We start from the raw sequence: 23,056 nt of genomic DNA, 5'->3' as shown, positions 1-23,056 counted from the left end.
CCTTACTCCGCATCGATCTGGTTCTGCGGCGCGGCCTTCTGGAAGGCCGGCAGCGCCATGCAGGCGGCGTTGATGCGGGTGATCGTCGGGTAGGGCGTCAGGTCGACGCCGAAACGGGCGTTGCTGGTGATCTGTGCCGCCAGGCAGATATCGGCGAGCCCCGGCGCCTCGCCGTGGCAGAATGTTCCGGTCTGAGGTGAGGACGCTAGGTTCTTTTCAAGCGGCTGAAAGCCTTCGTTCACCCAGTGGCGGAACCAGTTGGTGATGTCCTGGTCGCCGGCGCCGAACAAGGTGCGCAGCGAGGTCAGCACCCGCAGATTGTTCACCGGGTGGATGTCGCAGGCGATCATCTGCGCCAGCATTCTCACGCGCGCCCGGCCAAGCGAGTCCTTCGGCAGCAGCGGCGGCGTGGGCTGGACCTCGTCGAGATATTCGATGATCGCCAGCGACTGCGTCAAAAGCGTGCCGTCGTCGAGCACCAATGCCGGCACCAGCCCCTGCGGGTTGACCGCGAGATAGGCCGGTTCCAGATGCTCGCCATGGCGCAGATGGTGCGGGACGTAGTCATAGCTCAGCCCCTTCATCTCCAGCGCGATCCGCACTCTGTAGGAGGTGGAGGAACGGTAATAATTGTGCAGGACGATGTCGCTCATGGCTTTGTTGTTCACGACCGTGGTTGGCCGATCGTCACTTCGATCGTGCCGATGCCGTCGACGCCGCCGGTCATCGTCTCACCGGGCTTGACCGCGCCGACGCCGGCTGGCGTGCCGGTGAAGATCAGGTCGCCGGCCTGCAATTCTACGCCCTCGCTGCAGATCGAGACAATGTCGGCGATTGGCCAGATCAGCTCGGCGAGATCGGCGTCCTGCCGCACCTTGCCGTCGACAGCAAGCCAGATACGCCCCTTCGTCGGGTGCCCCGATTTCTGCGCAGGCACCAGTGGGCCGCATGGGGCGGAACGATCGAACGCCTTAGACCAGTCCCAGGGCCGCGCCGCCTTCTTGGCCTCATCCTGGAGGTCGCGGCGGGTGAGGTCGATGCCGACGCCATAACCCCAGACGTGGTCCAGCGCCCGCTCACGCGCAATGCGGAAGCCTGTTTTTCCGATCGCGGCCACCAGCTCGATTTCGTGGTGCAGATTGGCCGTCAGCGGCGGGTAGGGGAACACGGTGCCGGAATCGACCACGGCGTCGGATGGCTTGGTGAAGAAGAAGGGCGGATCGCGCTCGTCATTGCCGAACTCGCGCGCATGCGCCGCATAGTTGCGGCCGACGCAGAAAATCCGCCGCACGGCAAAGCGCTCGGCCGACCCGCTGATGGCGACTGAAGGCGTTGGCGGCACGGGAAGGACAAAGGCGGTCATGGGGGTCTCTGCGTTGGCTATCGGGATGATGGCGGCACCTTCGGCCGATTTCGGGAACCGGGCAAGGCGTCGCTCTTCATAAAGCATTGGCTTTGTCGGGGCCGTATAAGTAATTCAGGGTTCCCATCACCTTTGCAGCGGCCTATCAACCGGCGATAGACTATTTGCTAATAATCCGACCAAGGTCGCGGGGCTATGGTGTGGCAGGTAAACCGGAACGAGCCACATGACAGTACCCAACGATCGCGCCCGGTTCCTGATCATCGACGACCATCCGCTGTTTCGCGAGGCGCTGCACAGCGCCGTGCAGATGGCCTATCCGGAGGTCGACACGGTCGAGGCGCGCTCGATCGCCGAGGCGCTCGATCTGCTGGCCGACGCTAAGCCTTTCGACCTTGCGCTGCTGGACCTCAGCATGCCCGACGTGCACGGCTTCGACGGGCTGCTGCAACTCAGGACCCGCTATCCGCGCCTGCCGGTGGTGATCGTGTCGGGATATGAGGAGCCGCGGATCATTTCCGAGGCGCTGTCCTATGGCGCCGCCGGCTTCATCCCGAAATCGGCGCGCAAGAGCGATCTGGCCGCCGCCATCCGCTCGGTGATGGACGGCGCGATCTATGTGCCGGAAACCTATGAAGGCCAGCCGGCCGACGCCGACAGCATCGACCGCGCCGACATGGTCCAGCGTCTGTCCAAACTGACGCCGCAGCAGTTGCGGGTGCTGCAGATGCTGCGCCAAGGCCTGCTCAACAAGCAGATCGCCTATGAACTGCAGGTGGGCGAGACCACGGTCAAGGCGCATGTCTCGGAGATATTGCGCAAGCTCAATGTCTACAGCCGCACGCAAGCGGTGATCGAGGTCTCGAAGCTGGACAATGCGGAGCTTTTCAGGGATCAGGCGGGGTTTTGAGCTTTTACCCTCCCCCTCGTGGGGAGGGTATGGAGCTAAGCCAGCAAATGCGCCAGCAGCGCGCGCAGTTGCGCCGGCTTCAGTGGTTTGCGCATCAGTTCGATGCCGTCGGCGCGCGCTGCCTTGGCGACGGCTTCGGAATTGTCGGCGGTGACGATCAGCGCTGGCACTGCGCGGCCGAGATAGTCGCGGACCTCCGATATGGTGGCGGTGCCGAGGTCGCCGCCGTCGAGATGCTGGTCGGCAATGATGATGTCGGGCATCCAGTCGGTGTCGCCGAGCAGGTCAAGCGCGTCGTCGGTCGAGGTCGCGGCCCGCACCAGGCACTGCCAGCGCTCGAGCAGGAAGGTCATGGCCTCCAGCACCTCCGCGTCGTTTTCGACCAGCAGCACCTTGGTGCCGAACAGGCCGTAGCCGCGTGACCGCTCCAGGGCGGTGGCGCTGGCGATCGCGTCGGCGGGGGCACCGATGCCGACGGGGACATCGATATGGAAGATCGTGCCGCGCCCCACCTTCGACGAGAAGGTCACGGGGTGGCCGAGCGCGCCGGCCATGCGGCGCACGATGGCAAGCCCGAGCCCAAGGCCGCCGCTGTCGAGCCCGGCATTGGCGGGCAAGGTGCCGCGATGGAATTCCTCGAACACCGCCTCGCGCTGGTCCTCGGGGATGCCGCAGCCGGTATCGGCGACATCGATGCGGATCGTATCGCCGCGATGCCTGGTGCCGACGAGCACGCCGCCCGAGCGTGTATAGCCCAGCGCGTTGGAGAGGATGTTCTGCAGGATGCGGCGCAGCAGGGTGCGGTCGGAGCGGACCACGGCGTTGACCGGTCGGAACTTCAGCGACAGGCGTTTCATTTCCGCGACCGGCTGGAAATCCGAGCGCAGCGACGAGAACAGCGCCTCCAGGCTGACGTCGCCGATGTCGGGGTGCACCACGCCGGCATCGAGCTTGGAAATGTCGAGCAGGGTGCGCAGCAGGTCCTCCATCGTCTCCAGCGAGCGCTCGACCTGCCGCACCAGTTTCCTGCCTTCGTCGCTGGTCTGCACCTCGGCGAGCGCCGAGACGGACAGGTGAGCCGCGTTCAGTGGCTGCAGCACGTCATGGCTGGCGGCGGCAAGGAACCTCGTCTTGGACAGGTTCGCGAACTCGGCGTTTTCCTTGGCGGCGCTGAGGTCGATGTTGGACTGTTCCAGCCGCCGCAAGGTCGAGTGCAACTCCTCGGTGCGCATGCGCACCCGGTTCTCGAGCGAGATGGCGGTCTGGAAAAGCGAGAAGGCGTTGCCTTGCTGGTCCATCGAGCGCTCGACGCGGCTGACCAGGGCGGCGTTGATCTTCTTCAGCTTTTCGAGGTCGTTTATATCCTTGAGCGGCATCTTGTTACTCTGCGGCCCCTATTCCGCCGCTTGCCGTTCGCCAAAGGCAATGCCGGTGAAGGTCTGGTTCAAATGCATCGACCGGTACTGTTCGCCATACGTGCCGAAGCCGACGACATTGTTGACCCGGTAGAGTTCCGAAATGTCACGAAAAACTTGCCGGTTGCGCGCATCGAGCCGGCGTAGCACGCAGTCGAAGCCGAGGATCAGGTCGATGCCGCCAAGCCTCTCCTCGACCTCGCGCAAGGCCGCGCGTGTCGATTCCACCATGTCCTTGGGCTGGGCGATCGACAATACGACGCCGTCGTCTATGGCGCAGAAGAACGACAGCGAGCCGTCGGCGTGCATCCTCTGGATCGAGCGGCAGTAATATTCACCGCCCACCTTCACCACCACCGGGTGCGAGGCGAAGCTCAGCGGCGTTAGGGTGTGCGGGACGATACCGACGGAAGCGGCATATTCTTCCGCCGCATTGGTGGCGTTAAACTCGCGTACGATGCGGTGATCGGCATCGGACGCCGTGACCACCAGTTTTTCGTCGGTCGGAACGAAATTATCGGTCTTGAAGACGTGGAACGGAATTTCCGTGGCGATCAGCACGATGATGGCGCTGTCCGAGGTGACCCTGCCGTTCGAGATCAGCCGCGTCGTCTCAAATTTCAGATCGTCGCCGGCCGAGCCGCCGAGCAGAGGTATGTCGTCAAGGCCCCAGTGGATGGCCGAACTGACCGCTTCCTCTGCATAGGACAGCCCATCGATGAAGCAGAGCGCGAAGGTGTTCCTGGTCCGCTCCCCGCCGACCCGGACGCGCAGCGTGCGCCGCAGGGCCTCGACCTCGCCGGTGATCCTGTCCATGCCCGACGAGGATAGATTGTCGACCATGGCGCTGACCGCGGTGAACGCCGCCGAGGGAAGCAGCATCGCCAGCATGTGACCTTCCTCTAGCCCCTGCGGCGTGATCTCGCCGGCAGTGGAGCAGCCGGCATGGTGGAGCCCTGGCGCATGCGCCGAGAGCGCCCGCGACAGGGCGCCGGCCTCGACAAGACTCTGGGAGAAGAACACGAGTGCAAAGCCGGCGTCGATTGCCGCGGCCTCGCTGGCCACCGCGCGAGCGAAAGCATCCAGGTCGGGCTCGTCCGTGGTCAGCGCCGACAAGCCGCAGGCGTAGCGCGTCCGTGAACTGGTCAGCGGCGTTCTCCCGCATTTCCTCCGACGCTGTTTTTATACGCGGCTGTTTTTACAGGCTTCTGGCGCGCGGGCGTCGAAGGATATTGTTGCTTCCAATCGGCGTTTTGGCAATGGGGCGAGGGGAATGCGCCTTGGGCCTTGGCCATGACCGAAAGTACAATGATCCGCCTTTTCCGTCGCGCTGTTTTTTGTGCGTTGTGCAGTGTACGAATAACGCATGGCCGAAGTGCCAGCGGCGCGTCGGCAGCGTGATGACCAAGGTTGATACCCAGGGAGGATTCATGTCGGACGTTTCGTTGATGGTGAACGGCAGGCGGGTCAGCGGGGCCGCCGAGGATCGAACGCTGCTGGTTCACTTCCTGCGCGAGAATCTCGGCCTGACCGGAACGCATGTCGGCTGCGACACCTCGCAATGCGGGGCCTGCGTCGTCCATGTCGACGGCAAGGCGGTGAAGTCCTGCACCATGCTCGCGGTACAGGCGTCCGGCTCGAGCATTGTAACGATCGAAGGTCTCGCCAATGGCGCCGACCTGCATCCCGTGCAGGCCGCCTTCAAGGAACATCACGGCCTGCAATGCGGTTTCTGCACGCCTGGCATGATCATGGCGGCAACCGACATGATCAACCGCCATCCCGAAGGCCTCGACGAGGCGACGGTGCGAGCCGAACTGGAAGGCAATATCTGCCGCTGCACCGGCTACCACAACATCGTCAAGGCGATCCTCGCCGCATCGAAGACGATGGCAAAAGGGGCCAAGGGCAAGGCGAAACAAGCTGCGTGAACGAGCGGTAGGCAGTAGGCAGTAAGGCAGTAGGGAACCGGAACCAGTTTTTCCCTACTGCCGTACTGCCCAACTCACCTGCTCCCCTACAATCTCGGGAGGAATTTCTGATGGGCATTGAAGGTGTTGGCGCTCGGGTCGCGCGCAAGGAAGACAAAAGATTCATCACCGGCGCCGGCCGCTATGTCGACGACATGGTGGTTCCCGGCATGAAGCATGCCGCCTTCGTGCGCAGCCCGTACGCGCATGCGCAGATCAAGAAGATCGACGTCAAGCGAGCGCAAGCCATGCCCGGCGTCATCGGCGTGCTGACCGGCAAGGAGCTCAAGGCCGATGGCATCGGCAACCTCATCTGCGGCTGGATGATCCATTCCAAGGACGGTTCGCCGATGAAGATGGGCGCCTGGTCGCCGTTGGCCGTCGACAAGGTGCGCTATGTCGGTGACGCCGTCGTCGTCGTCGTGGCCGAGACCAAGGGGCAGGCCCGTGATGCGGCAGAGGCGGTCGAGATCACCTACAAGGAATTGAAGGCCGTCGTCGAAGCCACCAAGGCGCTCGAAAAGGGCGCGCCGCAGATCCATGCCGAGGCCGAGAACAATCTGATATTCGACTGGGAGATCGGCGATGCCAAGGCGACCGACGCGGCGATCAAGGCAGCGGCGCATGTCACCCGCATGAAGATCGTCAACAACCGGCTGGTGCCGAATGCCATGGAGCCGCGCGCGGCTCTCGGCCACTACGACAAGGCCGAGGACCATTACACCTGCTGGACGACCTCGCAGAACCCGCATGTCGCGCGGCTGGTGATGAGCGCCTTCTACAATGTCGCGCCGGAAAACAAGCTGCGCGTCATCGCGCCGGATGTCGGCGGCGGCTTCGGCTCCAAGATCTACATCTATCCCGAAGAGATCGTCTGCCTGTGGGCTTCCAAGAAAACCGGCGTGCCGGTCAAATGGGTCGCCGACCGCACCGAGAGTTTTCTCTCCGACGCGCATGGCCGCGACCATGTCTCGACGGTGGAAATGGCTTTCGACAAGAACAACAGGATCACCGGGCTGAAGGTCGACACGATCGCCAATCTCGGCGCCTATATGTCGCTGTTCTCGTCCTGCGTGCCGACCTATCTCTACGCGACGCTGCTTTCGGGCCAGTACGACATTCCGGCCATCCACGCCAATGTGCGCACGGTCTATACCAACACGGCGCCTGTCGATGCCTATCGCGGGGCAGGGCGGCCGGAAGCCACCTATCTCCTGGAACGCACGATGGAAGCGGCCGCGCGCGAGCTTGGCGTGTCGCCTGCCGAATTGCGGCGCAAGAACTTCATCACCTCCTTCCCGCACCAGACACCGGTGATCATGAACTATGACGCCGGCGACTACGGCGCCTCGCTCGACGCGGCCATGAAAGCTTCGGACTATGCCGGCTTTGCCAAACGCAAGGCGGCGGCCGCCAAGAAGGGCCTGCTGCGCGGCATCGGCATGAGCTGTTACATCGAGGCCTGCGGCATCGCGCCGTCGGCGGCGGTCGGCTCGCTCGGCGCCGGTGTCGGCCTTTGGGAATCGGCCGAAGTGCGCGTCAACGCCGTCGGCACGATCGAGGTGCTGACCGGCTCGCACAGCCATGGCCAGGGCCACGAGACGACCTTCGCGCAACTGGTCAACCAGCGGTTCGGCGTGCCGATTGATTCGGTTTCGATCGTCCATGGCGACACCGACAAGGTGCAGATGGGCATGGGCACTTACGGTTCGCGCTCGGGCGCGGTCGGCATGTCGGCGATATCAAAGGCACTCGACAAGGTCGAGGCCAAGGCCAAGAAGATCGCCGCCCACTTGCTCGAAGCCGACGAGGGCGACATCGTCATCGAGAACGGTGCGCTGAAGGTTGCCGGTACCGACAAGAACGTGCCGTGGTTCCAGGTGGCGCTGGCCGCCTATACCGCCCACAATCTGCCGGCAGGGATGGAGCCCGGATTGAAGGAAACGGCCTTCTACGATCCGTCGAACTTCACCTTCCCGGCGGGCTGCTACATCTGCGAGGTCGAGATCGAACCGGAGACCGGAACGACAGAGATCGTCCAGTTCGTGGCCGCCGATGATTTCGGCAACATCATCAATCCGATGATCGTCGAGGGCCAGGTGCATGGCGGCATCGCGCAAGGGATTGGCCAGGCGCTGCTGGAAGGCGCCCATTACGATGCCAGCGGACAGCTGCTGACCGCGAGCTATATGGATTACACCATGCCGCGCGCGGGCGACCTGCCGTCGTTCAAGGTCTCGACCTCGAACACGCCATGCCCGGGCAATCCGCTCGGCATCAAGGGTTGCGGCGAGGCCGGCGCCATCGGCTCGCCGCCGGCGGTAATCAACGCCATCACCGATGCCATCGGCATCGCCGATATCGCCATGCCCGCCTCGCCGCCCACCGTGTGGGCCGCGATCCGCGCCGCGAAGCACTGAGGAGGAACAGCCATGTATTCGGTCAACTACCATCGCGCCGCCTCGGTCGCGGATGCCGCCAAGCTGGTGAAGAGCGGCGACGCCAAACTGCTGTCCGGCGGCATGACGCTGATACCTGCCATGAAGACGCGGCTGGCGGCTCCTTCCGATCTCGTCGATCTGTCGCGCATCAAGGAGATGCAGGGCGTCAAGGTGTCGGGAAAGACGGTCACCATCGGCGCGGCCACCACGCATTTCGACGTCTCCAACGACGAGAAGCTTAAGAAGGCCTGCCCGGCAATTGCCCATCTGGCGTCGCTGATCGGTGACCCGGCGGTGCGCTACAAGGGCACGATCGGCGGTTCGATCGCCAACAACGATCCGGCGGCCGACTATCCGGCGGCCCTTCTGGCATTGGGCGCCACCATCGTCACCAACAAGCGCGAGATATCGGCCGACAAGTTCTTCAAAGGGCTGTTCGAAACGGCCTTGAAGGATGGCGAGATCATCACGGCGGTCTCCTTCACCGCGCCGGCCAAGGCGGCTTATGAAAAGTTCCGCAACCCGGCTTCTCGCTATGCAATCGTCGGCGTGTTCGTGGCCAAGGGCAAGGACGGCGTCAGCGTTGCGGTGACCGGCGCCGGTGACGACGGCGTGTTCCGCTCGAAGGAGATCGAGGCAGCCCTTGCGAAGAACTTCGACGCCGCGTCTCTCGCCGGCGTGAAAGTGCCGGCGAAGAACCTGATGAGCGACATCCACGCTTCCGCCGACTACCGCGCCAATTTGATCGCGGTCATGGCCAAGCGCGCGGTGGCGGCAGCCAACGCCTGACAGCATCGGTTGCCGACATCAAAGGGGCCATCTTGGCCCCTTTTTCGTACGCGATGGTGTGTAGCCGTGCGGCTCGTGAAGGAATTTCGCCACGCGACTGGTCTTTTGCTCGAAGCATTTCCGGCAGTTTGCTGCCCAAGGAACCGCATCGCCGCCAATCTCGCACTTGCACAAACTTATATTGCACTGCAGTATGGGTTGGGGCGGGAATGCGAGCCGGGTTCGGATATTTACCGCCGTGCCCTTTCGCATGCCAATGCGAAGGATCGGCATGTCCGAAATTACCGCGACCCAGATGGTTCCGTCCCGATCCGCCGTCGACCGATCGGCTAGGACTAGACTGGCCTATCTCGACGGCTGGCGCGGCCTGTCGATCGCCCTGGTGCTGATCGGCCATTTTTTCCCGGTGCCCGGAATCAATCTGGGCGTGCTTGGCGTCGAATTCTTCTTCGTGCTCAGCGGCCGGCTGATGGCCGAGATCCTGTTCATCGAACGCTACCCGCTGAAGAAGTTCTTCAAGCGCCGCTTCTCGCGCATCTACCCGGCGCTTCTGGTCTTCGTCATCATCGCCATGATCGCGCTCTCCGGCACGTTCATCGCCTTCAAATGGAAGGCCGCGCTGACGGCGCTGACATTCACCTACAATTACGCCGGAATTCTCGTCACCCGCGCCGGAGCGCTCGACCATATCTGGTCGCTTTGTGTCGAGGAGCATGCCTACATCATCCTGGCGTTGATCAGCGCGCTCGTCTCCAGCCGCAATCGCGTCATTACTTTGCTGGTGACGCTCGCTTTGCTCGCAATGGCCAATGGCGCGGTGTCGTACTGGGTGTTCAGGCTGGACTACGAGGCCACTTACTGGCGCACCGATGTGCACATCGCTTCGATCCTGCTTTCGGCTTCGATCTGCCTGCTTAAGGCCGAAGGCCGCCTGCCGGCGGTGCTGAAGGGGCCTTATGTCGCCCTGGCAGCGGCGGCGGTCGCGGTTTTGCTGTTCATGGACCCGGTGCCGACGCCGATCCACTATCTCCTTGCGGTGCCGCTGCTGGCGCTGGCTGTCAATGCGCTCGATTTCAGCACGCCAATCTTTTCCAAATTGCTCTCGTCCTGGCCCATGGCGACGTTGGGCCTGTGGTCATACTCACTCTATCTGTGGCAGCAGCCCTTCTACAAATTCGTCTATGAACAAGGCATCAGCCCGTGGCCGATGCTGGCCGGGGTCTTTGCCTGCGCGCTCTGCAGCTATTACCTCATCGAGCGGCCGGCGCGTGAATGGTTGAACCGCAATTGGTGATTCAGGTGTCATCGCGCCGAGGCACTGTTGTTGCGAGCCTGAGATAGCGCCGCAGGCCGGCTTCGCCACGCGGCGTTGTCCAGCGATGGTTCCAGGCGAAGGCCGGCCGCAGCAGGGGTGCCAGGAATTTGAGGATCGGCCTCTCGACCGTGACCTGCCAGGTCAGTTGGACATGGGTGCCGCTGCCTGACGGCGACAGTTCGGCCCGCCATAGCCCGTCGAAGTCGCCAAAGGTTTTCACGACGACCAGCCTGCCAGGCTCGAGTTCGGCGGCCTCGATGATGAAGTTCAGCTCATAGGGCAGGGCGCCGCGCGCCCGTGCCCTTGCCCGCGAGCCGACTGATGCCTTGCCCTTGCGGTCGAGCGGAACCACTTCCTTGTAGACCTCGCCCCACCAGAGCGGGAGCAATTCGGCGTCGGAGAGCACGTCCCACACTTGCTGCGGCGTGCCTTCGGGAATGTCCCAGCTTTCGTCGAAGCGGAAGACGTTGCTAGGCATCGCGGTTCCTCCATTTTGGCGGAACGCTTATATTAGGAGAATCTTCTTTATTCGGCCAGCAATCAGGTGACGATCTGCTTGACGTAATAACGCACCGCTTTCTTGCCACCGTGGATCACCGCTTCGCCGACCTCGGTAAAGCCCAGCGCGGCGTGGAAGGCATCCGAGACGGGGTTGGGCGGATCGGCGTTGACCTCGCAGGTGACCAGCGTGTGGCCGGCGCGTTCGGCATGTTCGAACAGGTCCTCATAGAGCCGGCGCGCATGGCCGCGGCCCCTTGCATGCGCCGCCACGACGACGCGGTCGACATAGATGAAGCGTTCGTAGCGTTCGCGGAACCAGATGAAGTTCGGGCTGTCGTAGTTGGCTTCCTGGTCGAAGGTCATGATGAAGGCTTCGAGATCGCCGATGCGCCGTGCGTAGAACGCCTCGCCGAGCAGGAACGACAGCCGCTCGGCTTCGAGCCAGGACAGTTCGGCGGCATGCTCGTTGTTGAGCGCCAGTACGTCCGCTTCGTCGCCTTGCGCTATGCGGGCTATCGGGGCGGTCATGCCTTGGCCGCCGCGATCGTCGCCGCCACCTGCGGTGTGTCGGTCACTGTGTTGCGGTATTCGCGATCGAGATCGGAGCCGCCCATGCCAACCTTGGGATTGCGGTAGTGCATCGCGCTTGGCACGTCCTTCAGCGCTGCAAAGTGCATTTCGGCCAGTCCGGTCCTTTGGCGCACCTCGGCGATGTTGCCGAGATCGAGCCCGCCGCAACCGAGGATGATGATGCGGTCGCCGGCCTGCCGCACGAGATCCGCCAGTAAGGACAAGCCTTCGATCGCGGTGTCGCGTTGGCCGCTGGTCAGCACGCGGCCGACCTTGCAGCGGATCAGCGCTTCCAGCGCCTCGGCCGGATCGCGTGTCATGTCGAAGGCACGATGGCAGGTTACGTTCAGGGAGCCGGCGGCCTCGGTCAATTCGCTCATGCGCTCTTCGTCGATGGTGCCGTCGGCGTTCAGGCAGCCGAACACCACGCCCGGCACGCCGAGATCGCGCAGCGCCGCGACATCGGCGAGCATCGAGCGGTATTCGGTCTCGCTGTAGAGAAAATCGCCGCCGCGCGGCCGCACCATGACGTGAAACGGCACGGTCGCCTGGTCGAGAGTCGCGCGCACCGTGCCGAGGCTCGGCGTGATGCCGCCCTCGACCAGGCTGGCGCACAGTTCGACCCGGTCGGCGCCGGCGGCCTGCGCGGCGAGCAGGCCATCGATGCCTTCGACACAGATTTCGATCAGCGGTGGGCGTGTTTCCGTGGTCAAGGGGCGATCCAGTCCATGATGTTGCGCAAAGCCCTAGCACCCGGGCGGCTGGCGCGAAAGCGTGAACGGCGCACCGCCATTTGGACCAGCCGCACATTTCCCCGCTTGACAGTCTTATAACTGTGTAGTTATGAATAACCCATAGCTATACGGTTATGGATTGACCGTTGGCCGTGCGGCGGCAGCGGAAATTCCATCTGCTGAAATCCCGGATGCGCTGCTTCCGGGCTCGGCAAAACACGTCCTGACGAAACGCCTAAAAAGGAGAAGACCATGCAAGCCAGACTCAAGAATCCCGTGATGCTCATCCCAGGCGCCCTGCAGGCGCTGCTGGCGTTGGACAAGTCGACCGAGGCGGCCGACATACCCTATGTGACGCGCAAGCTCATTCATCTGCGCGCCAGCCAGATCAATGCCTGCAGCCTCTGCGTCGACATGCACGCGCGCGAACTGAAGAAGGCCGGCGAGAAGGACGAGCGCATTTTTGCGCTGGCGGCATGGCGCGAGACGCCCTACTTCACCGACGCCGAACGGGCGGCCCTGGCGCTGGCCGAGGCCGGCACGAGGCTCGCCGACCGGCCCGACGCCGTGCCGGACGATGTCTGGGACGAAGCCGCCCGCCACTATGATGAAAAGGCGCTTGCGGCGCTGGTTGTCCAGATCGCCCTGATCAACGCCTTCAACCGGCTGAATGCGACGACACGACAGATGGTCGGCAGCTGGGGCTGAGCACTGGTCCTGCGCTGGGGGCAGGATGGTTCCGATACGGAGCGGGTAGGCGGGCGGCGTGTTTCCTCTCGCCTTTCGGCACATGAGCATGACGCTTGGCTACTGCCGCAATTCCGTGTTCTTGGCGCCTTGCTCGACCTGGTCGATCACCAGGAGCTTGACCGGGCCATCGCCGATGTTCGTGGCCTGATGCCACTGGCCGATCATCTCGATGATGAAATCGCCTGTTTTGTAGGTGTTGCTGTTGCCGGTCTCGACATTGGTGACCTTCAGCGTTCCGGCCTCGACATAGGCATAGCGCGGGAAGGGGTGCCGGTGCACCGGCAAGGTCGCGCCCGGCGCGATGTCATAGGTCGACACCAGCACCTGCACGTTCTTCTGCGGCAGCGTGATCGGCTGGCCGGAAGCGGTGGTCGTGCGTGATGCGAGCGGGGTGACGACGACAGGCGTGCTGCTGCTGTCCAGTGCCAGAGCGCAATTCGCGTAAAGCGCAACCGCGGCCAGCAGAACCGAAACCAGGATTTTGCGCATGATTCCTCCCTGAACCGAGGCATCTATCGCGCGGCGGACAACCGCGCGCAAGCTGAGCGGGGCCACATTGCGATGAATTGGCTCCTTCAACCCACCAGCCGAAGTCCTCCCTCAAGCTCTGCGGAGGCAATGCCGGTTTTCGACGTTGCCGAAATTTGACGCAGAACAATGTGCCACCGGATCGCCCGCCCTACAGAATTGCGTTCAGTCGTAGGAGTTCGGGCTTGATGTTTGATGCAATGACAAGACGCACGGTGGTAGGCACGACGGTCTCCTTTCCGCGTATAGGGGCCGCTGCACCGGAAGAGATTTTTGCCGCAAACTCGAACGAAAGTCCCATCCTGGCGGGTTTTCGGCGCTGGGAGGCAATGATGAATTCGATCTCCCTGGACATTTCCGACCGCGATCTAAAACGCGTCTATCAAGACATATCGGAGATTGCGAAGGCCATGCTCGCCAAACCGGCCACAAATACGCGCGAGTTCGCGGCGCAGTTCCTGGTTGTTTGCAGCGGCGACGCGATCGAATACCGGCGGGCCGCCCAACATCTCCATGCCCATGCGCAGAGCATTGTCGGTATGGCGTGAGGGGGCACCGTGGGATGGCTCCGCAGGCTTCGACAACTTCAACGCAAAGATTGACCTCGCTGTTAGGCCCCCACGTGATCCATCGCAAGCTCCTTAGGAAGCAATGGTGAAACGTCGATTTTTATAGCGCTCGCCCCGGGCTGCCCTCTCGTCTCCGCCGGCTTTGATCTACCTTTAGCGCGCGATCGAAGACGGGTCCGCTTCATTTAATTGATGGATGAAGGCTAATATGAGCAAGTGCTAATAGACGCTCACGTCCTATGTTTTGCAGAGGCTCGCTGGTGGGTGGCCCAATATGACCAAGACGACACTCATTGCTATCGCTGTCCTTGCCATCAGCATCGGCTATGCGGATGCCAAGGACAAGGACCGGCCGGTTTGCACCGCGTCGAGCCCACTCTTCAAAGTTCTCGGTAACAAATGTTTTCTCGTCAAGGGTTCGATGATCTATGGCGACATTGCCGAGCTTTCCCAGATAGTTCGCTTGGGCTGGTAGCCAGGCCAGCGGCATGTTTCGCCATCCTCTTTGCCCTTAAGGTCGAGCATCGTTCGACCACAAACCAAACCTGCTCACTTTCGGAAGTGGTTGACGATTTGAGATGATGGCGCCGGCGAACTCGCCTTGGTGGAAACGTCTGATTGCCAGTTTGATCTGACGCGGCCTCTTTGCGCGTCGTTCGCAGGAGCTTGTCAAAGCGAGCATGGTTTTCCACCGTTAACTCTTTGGATCGAGTTTTCTTGCTGGCGCTTCGGTGACTCGTTTATTAGAGACTCCTTATGGAGAGACGGCACGCAATCCGAAGAATCAGCGATGGGCTCTGGGAGGTCTACGACATAGACAACAACAAGGTTGTACGCGTGGGTGGAGTGCCCTTGACAAACTTGTTGGATGAAGACGCGCTCGACGCGTTGGACCTGATAAGGGATGGCTTCCTGAACCCGGGCCAGTCCAGGAGGACAAAGGCCTAAGCAAGGTGCCAGTTCAGGGCGACTAGTCGGGCGGCGGAAGTTGCAATCCCAAATGCAAACGCTGATTCACAGCGAAAGCGACGGCATCGGACTCACGTTCGAAGGCTCTGGAATAGGTGTTGCCGTCCGTTGTTACGATCCTAACAACCCACTCGCCTAGGGATTGGCTGATTTCCACAGTTGGGGGCGACGGTTTGGTGTCGGCCATGCTCCTGCTTCAAAAACTGATGGTTTCGGAATGTCTCACGAAGTCGGTCGCCCCTCATATTAGCGTTAATAAATACAATGCCATAGATGGCTGGGATTCTCCAAATCGTGCGCAAGCCGGCTTCCATCGTCACCGAGATCAGAAACATGATCCTCCGGTTGCCGCGCCCCCCAAGGGAGATCGCCGTGCCTCTCGAGACTCTCGCCCATACACTTGCCGCACGCGAAAGCGTCTACGTCGACTGCAGCCATTCCATGTGCTGCCGATCGGCCAAACTCGATATGCAAGCGCTCACAGGCCGCCTTGAACCCGGCCACCGCTCAATGCATCAGGATCTTGTCGGGCTGTTCGTCTGCTCGCACTGCAAGGCCGCGGGCCGCGATCGGCGCCCGGTGTTCTTGCATTCCTGACTACGAGGGACAGCAACGGGAGCGGAGCCGCGACTGGAAACCGACTTTCGAGCGACGATGAAAGGTGGCCGACGCCTCGTTGGGCGGGGGGCGTTGGGGTAAAAGGCGCCGGCCAGGCGGAAACATGTCCGCCACAAGGACATGCTAATATGCGGTTGTCGCCGGCGCCTATGGTGCGATCGCGGAAGGCGCAGGCCGGCAACAAACAGCACCAACGGGCCTTCTGCGATTGCGGGTTTCCAATCAAGAAGACCTCATGGCTTCCTGATCCTCACCCCAGCGCCGCCGCCATTTTCGGGGGTGAACTCGACGCCGGCCGATTCGAGGACGCCCTGAGCAGCTCTGATCACGGCCTTGCGGCTGTTACCGTGTTTTAGGATCAACTCCCAGACCAGGTCCGCAGTCAAACCGTTCTCTGAAGCGAAACTTTCGACCTGATGGTCGTGAATAATATCATGCCAGGCCTTATAGCCGCCCATTTGGGTCTCCGCTCTAGGCGCCGCATGGCAAGTATATGCCGCAATGCTAATATAGGAGAAACATGCGAACGAAGGACGTAATCAGGCCCATGGCGCGTTCTAGGAGGCTGTTCAGACGCTTCTCGACTGACTGGCGCCATCGCGCGGGTTCATCCGCGCCGCCATACCGAAAGGTCCCAACGTTCTGACGTGAGCGGTCATTGGGCGATCTCCCGCTTTGCTTGGTCTATGACGCGGTCCCCTGCGGCGCCTAGAACGTTCGCGATGCGGAGCAGTCGAACGGCTAGGCGAATTTTCGGCCTGGCAGGGAAGTGTCCTTGTTTTCTCCTGCCAAGATCGAAAGCTCGACTTTGACCATCTCGATGTCGAGCTCTCGGTTTTGTCGAGGTATCCGAAAGCACCGGTGGTGACGGTCCCGCCGATCCCGACGACGCCCCCAACTGCCGCAGACGCAACGGCGTTCCAAACCTTGGACGGCATCGCGCTAGCCCCTTTCATTGAAAGTTGGATAGTCGCGCAGGAACGCGTGCGAAAGCAACATCACGACCGGAAGGGATGGGGAGATTGGCGATTGTAGCCCAGACGTAGCCCCATAAGGCAAAAGCGCAATTTCGCGCTCACGCAGGCATCATTCCTAAGTGTTTGAAAATGTTTGGCTCCCCGGGCCGGATTCGAACCAGCGACCAACCGGTTAACAGCCGCTCTACTGACAGCCAACTAGAGCCAATTACCGGTTGGTCTTGATCTAAAAATCCGTTTGTTTTCAATATGGATGCATTGCCGCTTGCACATTAGCGCACACTAGGGCAACATAGGCAGAAATCAAATCTTGTTGCCCCAACGTTGCCCGGAGATCCTTATGCCCCGCGAGAACCTGACAGACAACCGCCTGAAGGCATTGAAGCCTGCCAAACCTGGGGAGCGCTATGTGATCATGGACGCCCAGATTCCGAGCATGGGTGTCCGTGTCACCGACAAAGCCCCGCTGAACGGTTCGAAGCTGAAGGCAGGGCAGATCAGCTTTATCTACATCGCGCGCTTTGGCGGGGCCAAGCAGCCGGCTCGCAGGGCGCTCGGAGAATACGACATCATGTCGCTCGATGGAGCCCGCACCAAGGCAAGGGAATGGGCGGCACTCATTTCGCGGGGCATTGATCCGAAAGAGCAGGAAGCAGAGGCCAAAGAGAAGGCAGAGGCCGAAAAGCGTGAGCGGGTGAAGGGCGCCGCAGATCGCCGTCGCAAGCAGTTTGAGCGCGTCCTCGTCCGCTACATTGCAGCACGGCGCCGGGACGGCATCCGCAAGGTCGAGGAAGACCGCAACGACTTCAAGCGCGAATGCCTGCCAGCGTGGCGTGGGAAGGCAGTGGGAGACATTCAGAGCGCTGACGTGATGGCAGTGCTGGAAAAGATCAACAAGCGCGGTGCGACCCGGCAAGCCCTGAACATGGCTCAGAAGATCGGGACATTCTTCAATTGGTGCGTTGACGACGATTTGATTACCGCCTCGCCCTTCCGTGCAAAGAAGGTGCGCACCACGATTGGCGAGAAGACTTCCAGGGACCGCGTTCTGACGGATGCCGAGATTGCGGCACTCTGGAAGGCAACCGCCGCTGGCGACGTTTACAGCGCCGTCTATCGCCTGTTGCTGCTCACTGGCCAGCGCTTGAACGACATCGCACAGGCTTCTTGGTCAGAGATCGACCTCGACCGCAAAACCTTGACCGTGCCGGCGGCTCGCTTCAAGTCGGGCCGTGACCATGTTGTTCCGCTGACTGATGACGCTATCGAGATCATTGGCAAGCTGCCACGGTTCAAGCGGTGCAATTGGCTTTGCACGTTGGACGGCCAGGGACCGGTTACGATCGGCCACAAGGTCAAGACGCGGATTGATGCCGCCATGCTTGCAGCGCTAAAGGAAGATGATGCGGAGGCTACACTACCGGCATGGGTAAACCACGACATCAGACGAACGGTTAGAACCCGGCTGTCAGAATTGGACGTAATGGACGAGGTGGCAGAGGCGGTTATCGGGCATGTGCCTACGGCGCTTGTCAGGACGTACAACCAATCCGACCGCCTCAAGGTCAAGCGGGACGCGCTGACGCGCTGGGAGGGCACCCTCAGGGCGCTGACTGGGCGCGATGCTATCAACAACGTTACGCAGATCGGGACGCGGCGGGAGGTGGCTTAAAATGGGCCGCTCTGCTGACAGGTTGCCAATATACAATTTGGGTGGCTTCGACCCCGCCTTTGAACTAAGTGACGGACAATTTAAAAGCCTTGCCAGCCAATTGGGGGTAGCGGAATTTGCTGACACCGCTAGGGCTGATCTGCTTCTGATCTGCAAGACTTATTTGACGTTTCGACACGCAGAGCTTGGCGCTGAAAAGCATGAAGACGCGGCAAAAATCTGGACGGAATTGCGGGAAACCGCGATGCGCTTCATCGCCGTTGGCGAAGGGTCAAGCCCACCCAACACCGGCGCTGGAGTTTTGGTTGAGCAGGCATTTTTCGACGGCATGGCGCCGTTCCTGATCCAACTGACTGAGCGGGACATAGAACCCGCAGAATTAGATCTGGCGCTATCCAAAGGCGATATCCCGGTAAAGGGATTGAACTTGCGTCTGAGCCGGTCCTTCATGATGCGAGTTGCAACCGTGTTCCGGCAGGCAATTGATCATGCCGACCAAGAAATTGCGAACATGGGCCCGGGATTTAGGCCAGGGCAGGCTTTTACTTCGTGGTTGTTAGATGTTCGGGAATGGGCAAATCAAAATGGTTATGCCCACGGCGCTGATGCCACTGGCGCATCGCGGTTCGCGGTCTTCCTGTTCCATCTACACGGATTTATGCCCCGGGATTTGCGCGAGCAGCAGATGGCTTCAGCCGAAGCCATGAACGCCCGTCTTCGTCGTGCGGTCCGCATGGTGGGTGCAAATACATCGGCCGACTAAAAACTATTTGTCCCGTCAAAGTGTAGCGGACTTTTTTCTACCTTCCTGTGGCTAGAAACCGCAAGAAGGCGCTACACATATGCCGCTTATCCCCTTACACGAATTGCCCACTAAGGGCATCCACTACAGCCGCAACTACATCGACAGGCTGATCAAGGACGGCAAGTTTCCCAAGCCCGTCTTTCTCTCCCCGCGCCGTCGCGCATTCATCGAATCCGAAATTGACGCCTGGGTGAAAGCCCGGGTCGATCTCCGCGACCAGGAGGCGGCATGATGGGCGTTGATCACGATCTGACCAACAAAGCCGATGAGGCCGCAGTCTGGCTCGCCGTCAACTGGTGGAAGGCCCCGCGCCCGTTGGTGCCATCGCTCCGCAAGAGATTCGGCCTGACCTCTCAGGAGGCTATCTCAGCCATGCGCGAAAGCGCCAGGATCAGGGGGCTCAACAATGAGAAACCCTGAAATGGAAACCGCCGCCCCGACTGGCATCGGGAACGGCGGCAATTTCGAAAGCAGCAATTCCGCAAACCTATCAGAAGCCCGTCGCGGTCGCAACTCGCGAAGCGCACAGGACCGTTGGAACGCAGCGCATCCGCTCGAGGTGTGGGCTCATGCCTCCCTGCGCTCCGCTATCAAGCGCGGCCTGATCGATCGGGAGCCGTGCAAGGTATGCGGCGCCGAGAAGACGGACGGCCACCACAGCGATTATTTGAGGCCGCTGCATGTGGATTGGCTCTGCCGGCTGCACCACAAGGCGGAGCATCGCCGCATGAAGTGCGAGGCCGCCACATGAGCGCCCGCACGTTCACCAAGGTTTCACCCATGGTGTGGAGATCCCCCCGCTTCATCAAACTGCCTGATGAGGCCAAGGTCGGATATCTCTATCTGCTCACCAATGCTCATGTGACCAGCGCGGGGGTTTACGAACTCCCGCAAGGTTACGCTTGCGCCGATCTCGGATGGTCGGAGGCTGGATACGCCAGCGTCCTGAAGGAGCTTTCCGAAGCCGGGTTGATAGAACACGACCCTATCGCTGAAGTGGTCCTTGTCGAACGCTGGTTTAAGCACAACCCGCCGACGAATGACGACCACGCCCTAGGCACGCGCCGCAGGATCGAAGCCATCAGCAGCGACCATCTGCGGGAGAAAGCACTGATCTCGTTCGAAGAGGAGAACGAGGTGCGCATTCAACGTGAGGCCGCAGCTAGAGCCGCACGAGCCGCAAGGGCATCAGGGACAGCCAAATCCATATCGGAAACCATCGGCAACACGTCCAGGCTGATGACCCCCAGAATCATGCGAGGTGGCGAATGACACCCTGTCCACACCCTGTGGTGACCCTGTGGTGTGCCTCTGACAGCCTGTCCACACACCAAGACCAAGACAGAGACCTATACCGAGACCTGAGACCTGACCAGATCGGCGAGGGAAAGGCAGCGTCAACGTCGCAAAGAGGCTTAGGAGGGAAGGGCGCCAAGACCAACCGTCAGCGCACTACCATCGAAGGGAACGGGCCATTTTCCAAAGCCAATCGAGCAATTGGGAAGAGCAACGGGAAAGGCACTGAAATCCACCATTTCCGAACATTTTTTTGATCATGCCTATTTCGCCCTAAAGCCCGCTAAGCGTGGCTCAACCGGCTTCGTACCGGTTGGTCAGTTACCATCAAGCTATTGTAAACATTGTGTTTTGCTGTCATCTTTTCGGCAGTTGATTTGGTTCAGACAACGTTTGGGCAACAAATTGGAGCATCCATTGGCAAAGTCAGCCTCTATAGCCAAGCCGCAAGGCCGGTCCCGCATCGGCAACGGCAAAGACCTATTGCCAGGCGTCAATGGAAGATCTTCCACCATGCGCCGCTACCGGGAGATTTACGGCCAGCTAGTCAGCGACATGGGCGGCGATCCCTCCGAGGCCAAAAGCATCATTGCCAAGCGCAGCACTACCCTGGCCATTTGGTGCGAGGAGGCCGAAGCGTCGATGGCTAATGGCGGCGCTATCGACATTGGCGAGTTCACCACGGCAACCAACGCATTGCGGCGCCTGCTCGCTGATATCGGCCTGGAGAGACGCGCAAAGGACATTACCCAATCGATCTATGACATTGCCCGCGAGAAGCAGGCCGCAGCGTGAAACCCATTGTCTCAATCCGCGAAGCTCTCAATGACGACCGGCTGCTAGGAACGCTGCTTTCCGGCAAGTCCTGGGACTCGTGGAAGGCCATTCTCATTGCCGCGATGGGCGAGGAGCTTACCGACGAGGAGATGGCGCTCTACGAGGCTCGCACGGGCCGCAGCGAGCGCCCTGATGGCATGGTCGAGGAGCTAGTTTGCATTGCCGGCCGTCGATCGGGGAAGACAACCGCAGTAGGTACGCTTTCCGTCTACCTGTCAGCCCTTTGCGACTGGTCGGACGTGCTCAATCGTGGCGATCGTGGCGTGTTGCCGTTCCTCGCCCAAAGCCAGCGAACAGCCAAAATCGCCTTCAGGCACGCAAACGCGGCTTTCAGTGACATCAAGGCTCTTAAGCGCATGGTCGAGAATGTCACGGCAGACACCATTGCGCTTAAGAACGGTGTCGATCTGGAGATCCGGCCGGCCAATTTCCGAAGCATTCGCGGTATCACGGCAATCGCGGCGGTGGCCGACGAAATCGCGTTCTGGTTCTCCGACGAGACCAGTTCCAACCCTGATCGTGAGATCCTGGCCGCTCTAAGGCCTTCCCTGATCACCACTCGTGGCCCCCTGATCATGTGTTCCAGCGTCTATGCCAAGAAAGGCGAGCTTTGGGAGGCTTACAGGCGCAACTACGGCGCGGACGGTGATCCGCAATCCCTGGTGGCGTTCGGTTCATCCAAGGACTTCAACGAGACGCTTCCGCAAAAGGTGATCGACAAGGCTATCGAGCGCGATCCTGACGCGGCCAAGTCTGAATATCTCTCGATCTGGCGCGACGATATCGCGTCCTTTGTGCCTTACGAGCGCGTCAAAGCCTGTGTCGAGGCCGGCATGGTCGAGCGGCCATTCGATTACAAACACCGCTACGTTGCCTTTGCCGATCCCGGCGGCGGCGTCTCTGATAGCTACACCATCGCCATTGGCCACAGGGAAGGCCACAGGGCCATTGTGGACGCCATGCGCGAGTTTCGGGCGCCGTTCGATCCTGAAGACATTACGCGGGCTGTCTGCAAGCTCCTTGGCCAATACCGGCTGACAAGCGTCTTCGGCGACAAGTACGCGGCGGAATGGGTCAAGACGGCCTATGGCCGCCATGGCGTCTCCTACCTTCATTCGGAAATGAACAGATCAGAGCTCTATCTGGCGGCCTTGCCGATGCTGATGGCAGGGGAGGCAGTGCTCTTGGACAGTGACAGGCTGGTTTACCAGTTCACGGGCCTGGAGCGCCGCACGGGTAGCTCTGGAAAGGACATTGTAGACCATACGCGCAACGGTCGAGATGACCTTGCGAACGCGGTTGCCGGTTGCCTGGCAATGGCTGGAGAGGCCGGCCCAAGCCGCGAGGAGCGGAAAAATCTAGACCGCATGATTGAGGAACGCCGCAAAACACTGAGCAGGAGCATCGCCTGATGGGTGAGTGGGACAAAGACAACAAGGCGCTTCACGCGGTGCCTGGCCAGGAAGCGGAGCCGCCAATGCCTGCCCGGCCTTGGTATCAGACTTTTCGCCGCCTGACTGAAGCGGAAAAGACCGAAAGATCAGTCGCAGAATCGAAAGCCGCCAGAGCGCGGTCAATCGTATGAAAAAAGAGGCAGTTTCAGAATGAAAGCAGCACCAAAAAAGCAAGCACAGCTTGACGACGCTATCAGCCAAATTGCGGAACCCTACCGGGCTCGCTGGGCCGCATACGTGGATTGGCTAAAGGCGAATGGCAAGCAGCCCTTGCCTGTTAGCGAGGATGACGCTGTTACGTGGCTCCTGACGCGGGCCGCTGACGGCGAAACCGACTTCGAGCGCCGGCTTTCCATTCACGCTGTTGTGATGGGCTACAGGCTTTCCATCCAAGGGCTTGCTGAAAGCACCGAGCTTCCTCCCGGTGTCTTGGGAGTGCGGATCGCCCATGCCTTTGGTGCGGCGCTCCGAGAGGGATCTGATCCGAAATTTGCGCACACAGTTCAGGACAGAGCCCGCGCCGTTTTGGACGGGGAACGGGCCGTCTTGGCCCACAACGCTTAACATTAGGAG

Annotated in this window: 27 protein-coding genes; 18 read left to right on the top strand and 9 right to left on the bottom strand. The window is 61.0% G+C overall.

Features of this window, described 5'->3' with window-relative positions; all coding sequences use genetic code 11:
• Positions 1-2: 2 nt before the first annotated feature.
• A complete protein-coding gene (gene maiA, locus ACLGL5_RS26085; RefSeq protein ID WP_038652864.1) occupies positions 3-653 on the bottom strand; it encodes a maleylacetoacetate isomerase in 651 nt (216 codons plus the stop codon).
• 11 nt (positions 654-664) lie between these two features.
• Complete coding sequence (locus ACLGL5_RS26080; protein ID WP_027046926.1) at positions 665-1,363, bottom strand: fumarylacetoacetate hydrolase family protein; 699 nt, start codon at positions 1,361-1,363, stop codon at positions 665-667.
• Positions 1,364-1,589: 226 nt separating this feature from the next.
• On the opposite strand from ACLGL5_RS26080, the gene ACLGL5_RS26075 reads away from it, so the two are divergent.
• Positions 1,590-2,273: a response regulator gene (locus ACLGL5_RS26075; protein ID WP_032930577.1), complete on the top strand. Its 684-nt coding sequence runs from the start codon at positions 1,590-1,592 to the stop codon at positions 2,271-2,273.
• A 35-nt stretch (positions 2,274-2,308) separates the two neighbouring features.
• Here the strand turns inward: ACLGL5_RS26075 and ACLGL5_RS26070 are convergent, their stop codons facing one another.
• Entirely contained in the window at positions 2,309-3,649 is a 1,341-nt protein-coding gene (locus ACLGL5_RS26070) for a hybrid sensor histidine kinase/response regulator (RefSeq protein ID WP_069092340.1), read from the bottom strand.
• Between the two features lie 18 nt (positions 3,650-3,667).
• Positions 3,668-4,804 (bottom strand): FIST signal transduction protein, encoded by a 1,137-nt coding sequence (locus ACLGL5_RS26065; protein ID WP_069092339.1) that lies wholly within the window; start codon positions 4,802-4,804, stop codon positions 3,668-3,670.
• Between the two features lie 314 nt (positions 4,805-5,118).
• On the opposite strand from ACLGL5_RS26065, the gene ACLGL5_RS26060 reads away from it, so the two are divergent.
• From ACLGL5_RS26060 to ACLGL5_RS26045, 4 genes are all read left to right on the top strand, one after another.
• Positions 5,119-5,619, top strand: a complete 501-nt coding sequence (locus ACLGL5_RS26060) for a (2Fe-2S)-binding protein (protein ID WP_064984114.1) — start codon at positions 5,119-5,121, stop codon at positions 5,617-5,619.
• A 110-nt stretch (positions 5,620-5,729) separates the two neighbouring features.
• A complete protein-coding gene (locus tag ACLGL5_RS26055) occupies positions 5,730-8,078 on the top strand; it encodes a xanthine dehydrogenase family protein molybdopterin-binding subunit (protein WP_069092338.1) in 2,349 nt (782 codons plus the stop codon).
• 12 nt (positions 8,079-8,090) lie between these two features.
• On the top strand, positions 8,091-8,888 hold the full coding sequence (locus ACLGL5_RS26050; RefSeq protein ID WP_019858600.1) for an FAD binding domain-containing protein: 798 nt from the start codon (positions 8,091-8,093) through the stop codon (positions 8,886-8,888).
• Positions 8,889-9,159: 271 nt separating this feature from the next.
• Entirely contained in the window at positions 9,160-10,182 is a 1,023-nt protein-coding gene (locus ACLGL5_RS26045; protein ID WP_069092337.1) for an acyltransferase family protein, read from the top strand.
• A gap of 1 nt (position 10,183) precedes the next feature.
• On the opposite strand, the gene ACLGL5_RS26040 is transcribed toward ACLGL5_RS26045, so the two are convergent.
• From ACLGL5_RS26040 to ACLGL5_RS26030, 3 genes are all read right to left on the bottom strand, one after another.
• Positions 10,184-10,681 (bottom strand): SRPBCC family protein, encoded by a 498-nt coding sequence (locus ACLGL5_RS26040; protein WP_069092336.1) that lies wholly within the window; start codon positions 10,679-10,681, stop codon positions 10,184-10,186.
• Positions 10,682-10,743: 62 nt separating this feature from the next.
• Positions 10,744-11,232 (bottom strand): GNAT family N-acetyltransferase, encoded by a 489-nt coding sequence (locus ACLGL5_RS26035; RefSeq protein ID WP_038647297.1) that lies wholly within the window; start codon positions 11,230-11,232, stop codon positions 10,744-10,746.
• Positions 11,229-11,987, bottom strand: a complete 759-nt coding sequence (locus ACLGL5_RS26030) for a copper homeostasis protein CutC (RefSeq protein WP_494372796.1) — start codon at positions 11,985-11,987, stop codon at positions 11,229-11,231. Before ACLGL5_RS26030 ends, ACLGL5_RS26035 begins: the two co-directional genes overlap by 4 nt.
• Before the next feature lie 273 nt (positions 11,988-12,260).
• Here ACLGL5_RS26030 and ACLGL5_RS26025 point away from each other — a divergent pair, with 273 nt between their 5' ends.
• Positions 12,261-12,716 (top strand): carboxymuconolactone decarboxylase family protein, encoded by a 456-nt coding sequence (locus ACLGL5_RS26025; RefSeq protein WP_019858596.1) that lies wholly within the window; start codon positions 12,261-12,263, stop codon positions 12,714-12,716.
• 99 nt (positions 12,717-12,815) lie between these two features.
• Here ACLGL5_RS26025 and ACLGL5_RS26020 read toward each other — a convergent pair whose 3' ends face one another.
• Positions 12,816-13,247, bottom strand: coding sequence for a cupin domain-containing protein (locus ACLGL5_RS26020; RefSeq protein ID WP_069092335.1), 432 nt, complete (start codon positions 13,245-13,247; stop codon positions 12,816-12,818).
• 227 nt (positions 13,248-13,474) lie between these two features.
• Between ACLGL5_RS26020 and ACLGL5_RS26015 the strand changes: the two genes are divergently transcribed.
• From ACLGL5_RS26015 to ACLGL5_RS26005, 3 genes are all read left to right on the top strand, one after another.
• A complete protein-coding gene (locus ACLGL5_RS26015) occupies positions 13,475-13,834 on the top strand; it encodes a hypothetical protein (RefSeq protein ID WP_141700951.1) in 360 nt (119 codons plus the stop codon).
• 295 nt (positions 13,835-14,129) lie between these two features.
• Positions 14,130-14,330, top strand: a complete 201-nt coding sequence (locus tag ACLGL5_RS26010; protein ID WP_069092333.1) for a hypothetical protein — start codon at positions 14,130-14,132, stop codon at positions 14,328-14,330.
• Between the two features lie 767 nt (positions 14,331-15,097).
• Positions 15,098-15,421: a hypothetical protein gene (locus ACLGL5_RS26005; RefSeq protein ID WP_141700950.1), complete on the top strand. Its 324-nt coding sequence runs from the start codon at positions 15,098-15,100 to the stop codon at positions 15,419-15,421.
• 254 nt (positions 15,422-15,675) lie between these two features.
• Here the strand turns inward: ACLGL5_RS26005 and ACLGL5_RS26000 are convergent, their stop codons facing one another.
• The gene (locus tag ACLGL5_RS26000) at positions 15,676-15,900 is read right to left on the bottom strand and encodes a hypothetical protein (RefSeq protein WP_069092331.1); all 225 of its coding nucleotides are present in this window, start codon (positions 15,898-15,900) and stop codon (positions 15,676-15,678) included.
• Positions 15,901-16,759: 859 nt separating this feature from the next.
• Between ACLGL5_RS26000 and ACLGL5_RS25995 the strand changes: the two genes are divergently transcribed.
• From ACLGL5_RS25995 to ACLGL5_RS25955, 9 genes are all read left to right on the top strand, one after another.
• Positions 16,760-18,091 (top strand): tyrosine-type recombinase/integrase, encoded by a 1,332-nt coding sequence (locus ACLGL5_RS25995; RefSeq protein ID WP_069092330.1) that lies wholly within the window; start codon positions 16,760-16,762, stop codon positions 18,089-18,091.
• 1 nt (position 18,092) lies between these two features.
• Positions 18,093-18,854: a hypothetical protein gene (locus ACLGL5_RS25990; protein WP_069092329.1), complete on the top strand. Its 762-nt coding sequence runs from the start codon at positions 18,093-18,095 to the stop codon at positions 18,852-18,854.
• Positions 18,855-18,933: 79 nt separating this feature from the next.
• Complete coding sequence (locus ACLGL5_RS25985) at positions 18,934-19,128, top strand: helix-turn-helix transcriptional regulator (RefSeq protein ID WP_069092328.1); 195 nt, start codon at positions 18,934-18,936, stop codon at positions 19,126-19,128.
• A complete protein-coding gene (locus ACLGL5_RS25980; RefSeq protein ID WP_069092327.1) occupies positions 19,125-19,316 on the top strand; it encodes a hypothetical protein in 192 nt (63 codons plus the stop codon). The genes ACLGL5_RS25985 and ACLGL5_RS25980 overlap by 4 nt, the downstream gene beginning before the upstream one ends.
• A gap of 1 nt (position 19,317) precedes the next feature.
• Entirely contained in the window at positions 19,318-19,647 is a 330-nt protein-coding gene (locus ACLGL5_RS25975; RefSeq protein WP_083246771.1) for a hypothetical protein, read from the top strand.
• Entirely contained in the window at positions 19,644-20,168 is a 525-nt protein-coding gene (locus ACLGL5_RS25970; RefSeq protein ID WP_069092326.1) for a hypothetical protein, read from the top strand. The genes ACLGL5_RS25975 and ACLGL5_RS25970 overlap by 4 nt, the downstream gene beginning before the upstream one ends.
• A gap of 441 nt (positions 20,169-20,609) precedes the next feature.
• Positions 20,610-20,987: a hypothetical protein gene (locus tag ACLGL5_RS25965; RefSeq protein ID WP_069092325.1), complete on the top strand. Its 378-nt coding sequence runs from the start codon at positions 20,610-20,612 to the stop codon at positions 20,985-20,987.
• Positions 20,984-22,441: a terminase large subunit domain-containing protein gene (locus ACLGL5_RS25960; protein ID WP_069092324.1), complete on the top strand. Its 1,458-nt coding sequence runs from the start codon at positions 20,984-20,986 to the stop codon at positions 22,439-22,441. Before ACLGL5_RS25965 ends, ACLGL5_RS25960 begins: the two co-directional genes overlap by 4 nt.
• 192 nt (positions 22,442-22,633) lie before the next feature.
• On the top strand, positions 22,634-23,047 hold the full coding sequence (locus ACLGL5_RS25955) for a hypothetical protein (RefSeq protein WP_494372795.1): 414 nt from the start codon (positions 22,634-22,636) through the stop codon (positions 23,045-23,047).
• The last annotated feature ends 9 nt before the right edge of the window (positions 23,048-23,056 follow it).

The organism is Mesorhizobium sp. U510 (assembly GCF_059180695.1).
This window is presented reverse-complemented; position numbering and strand designations above follow the sequence as displayed.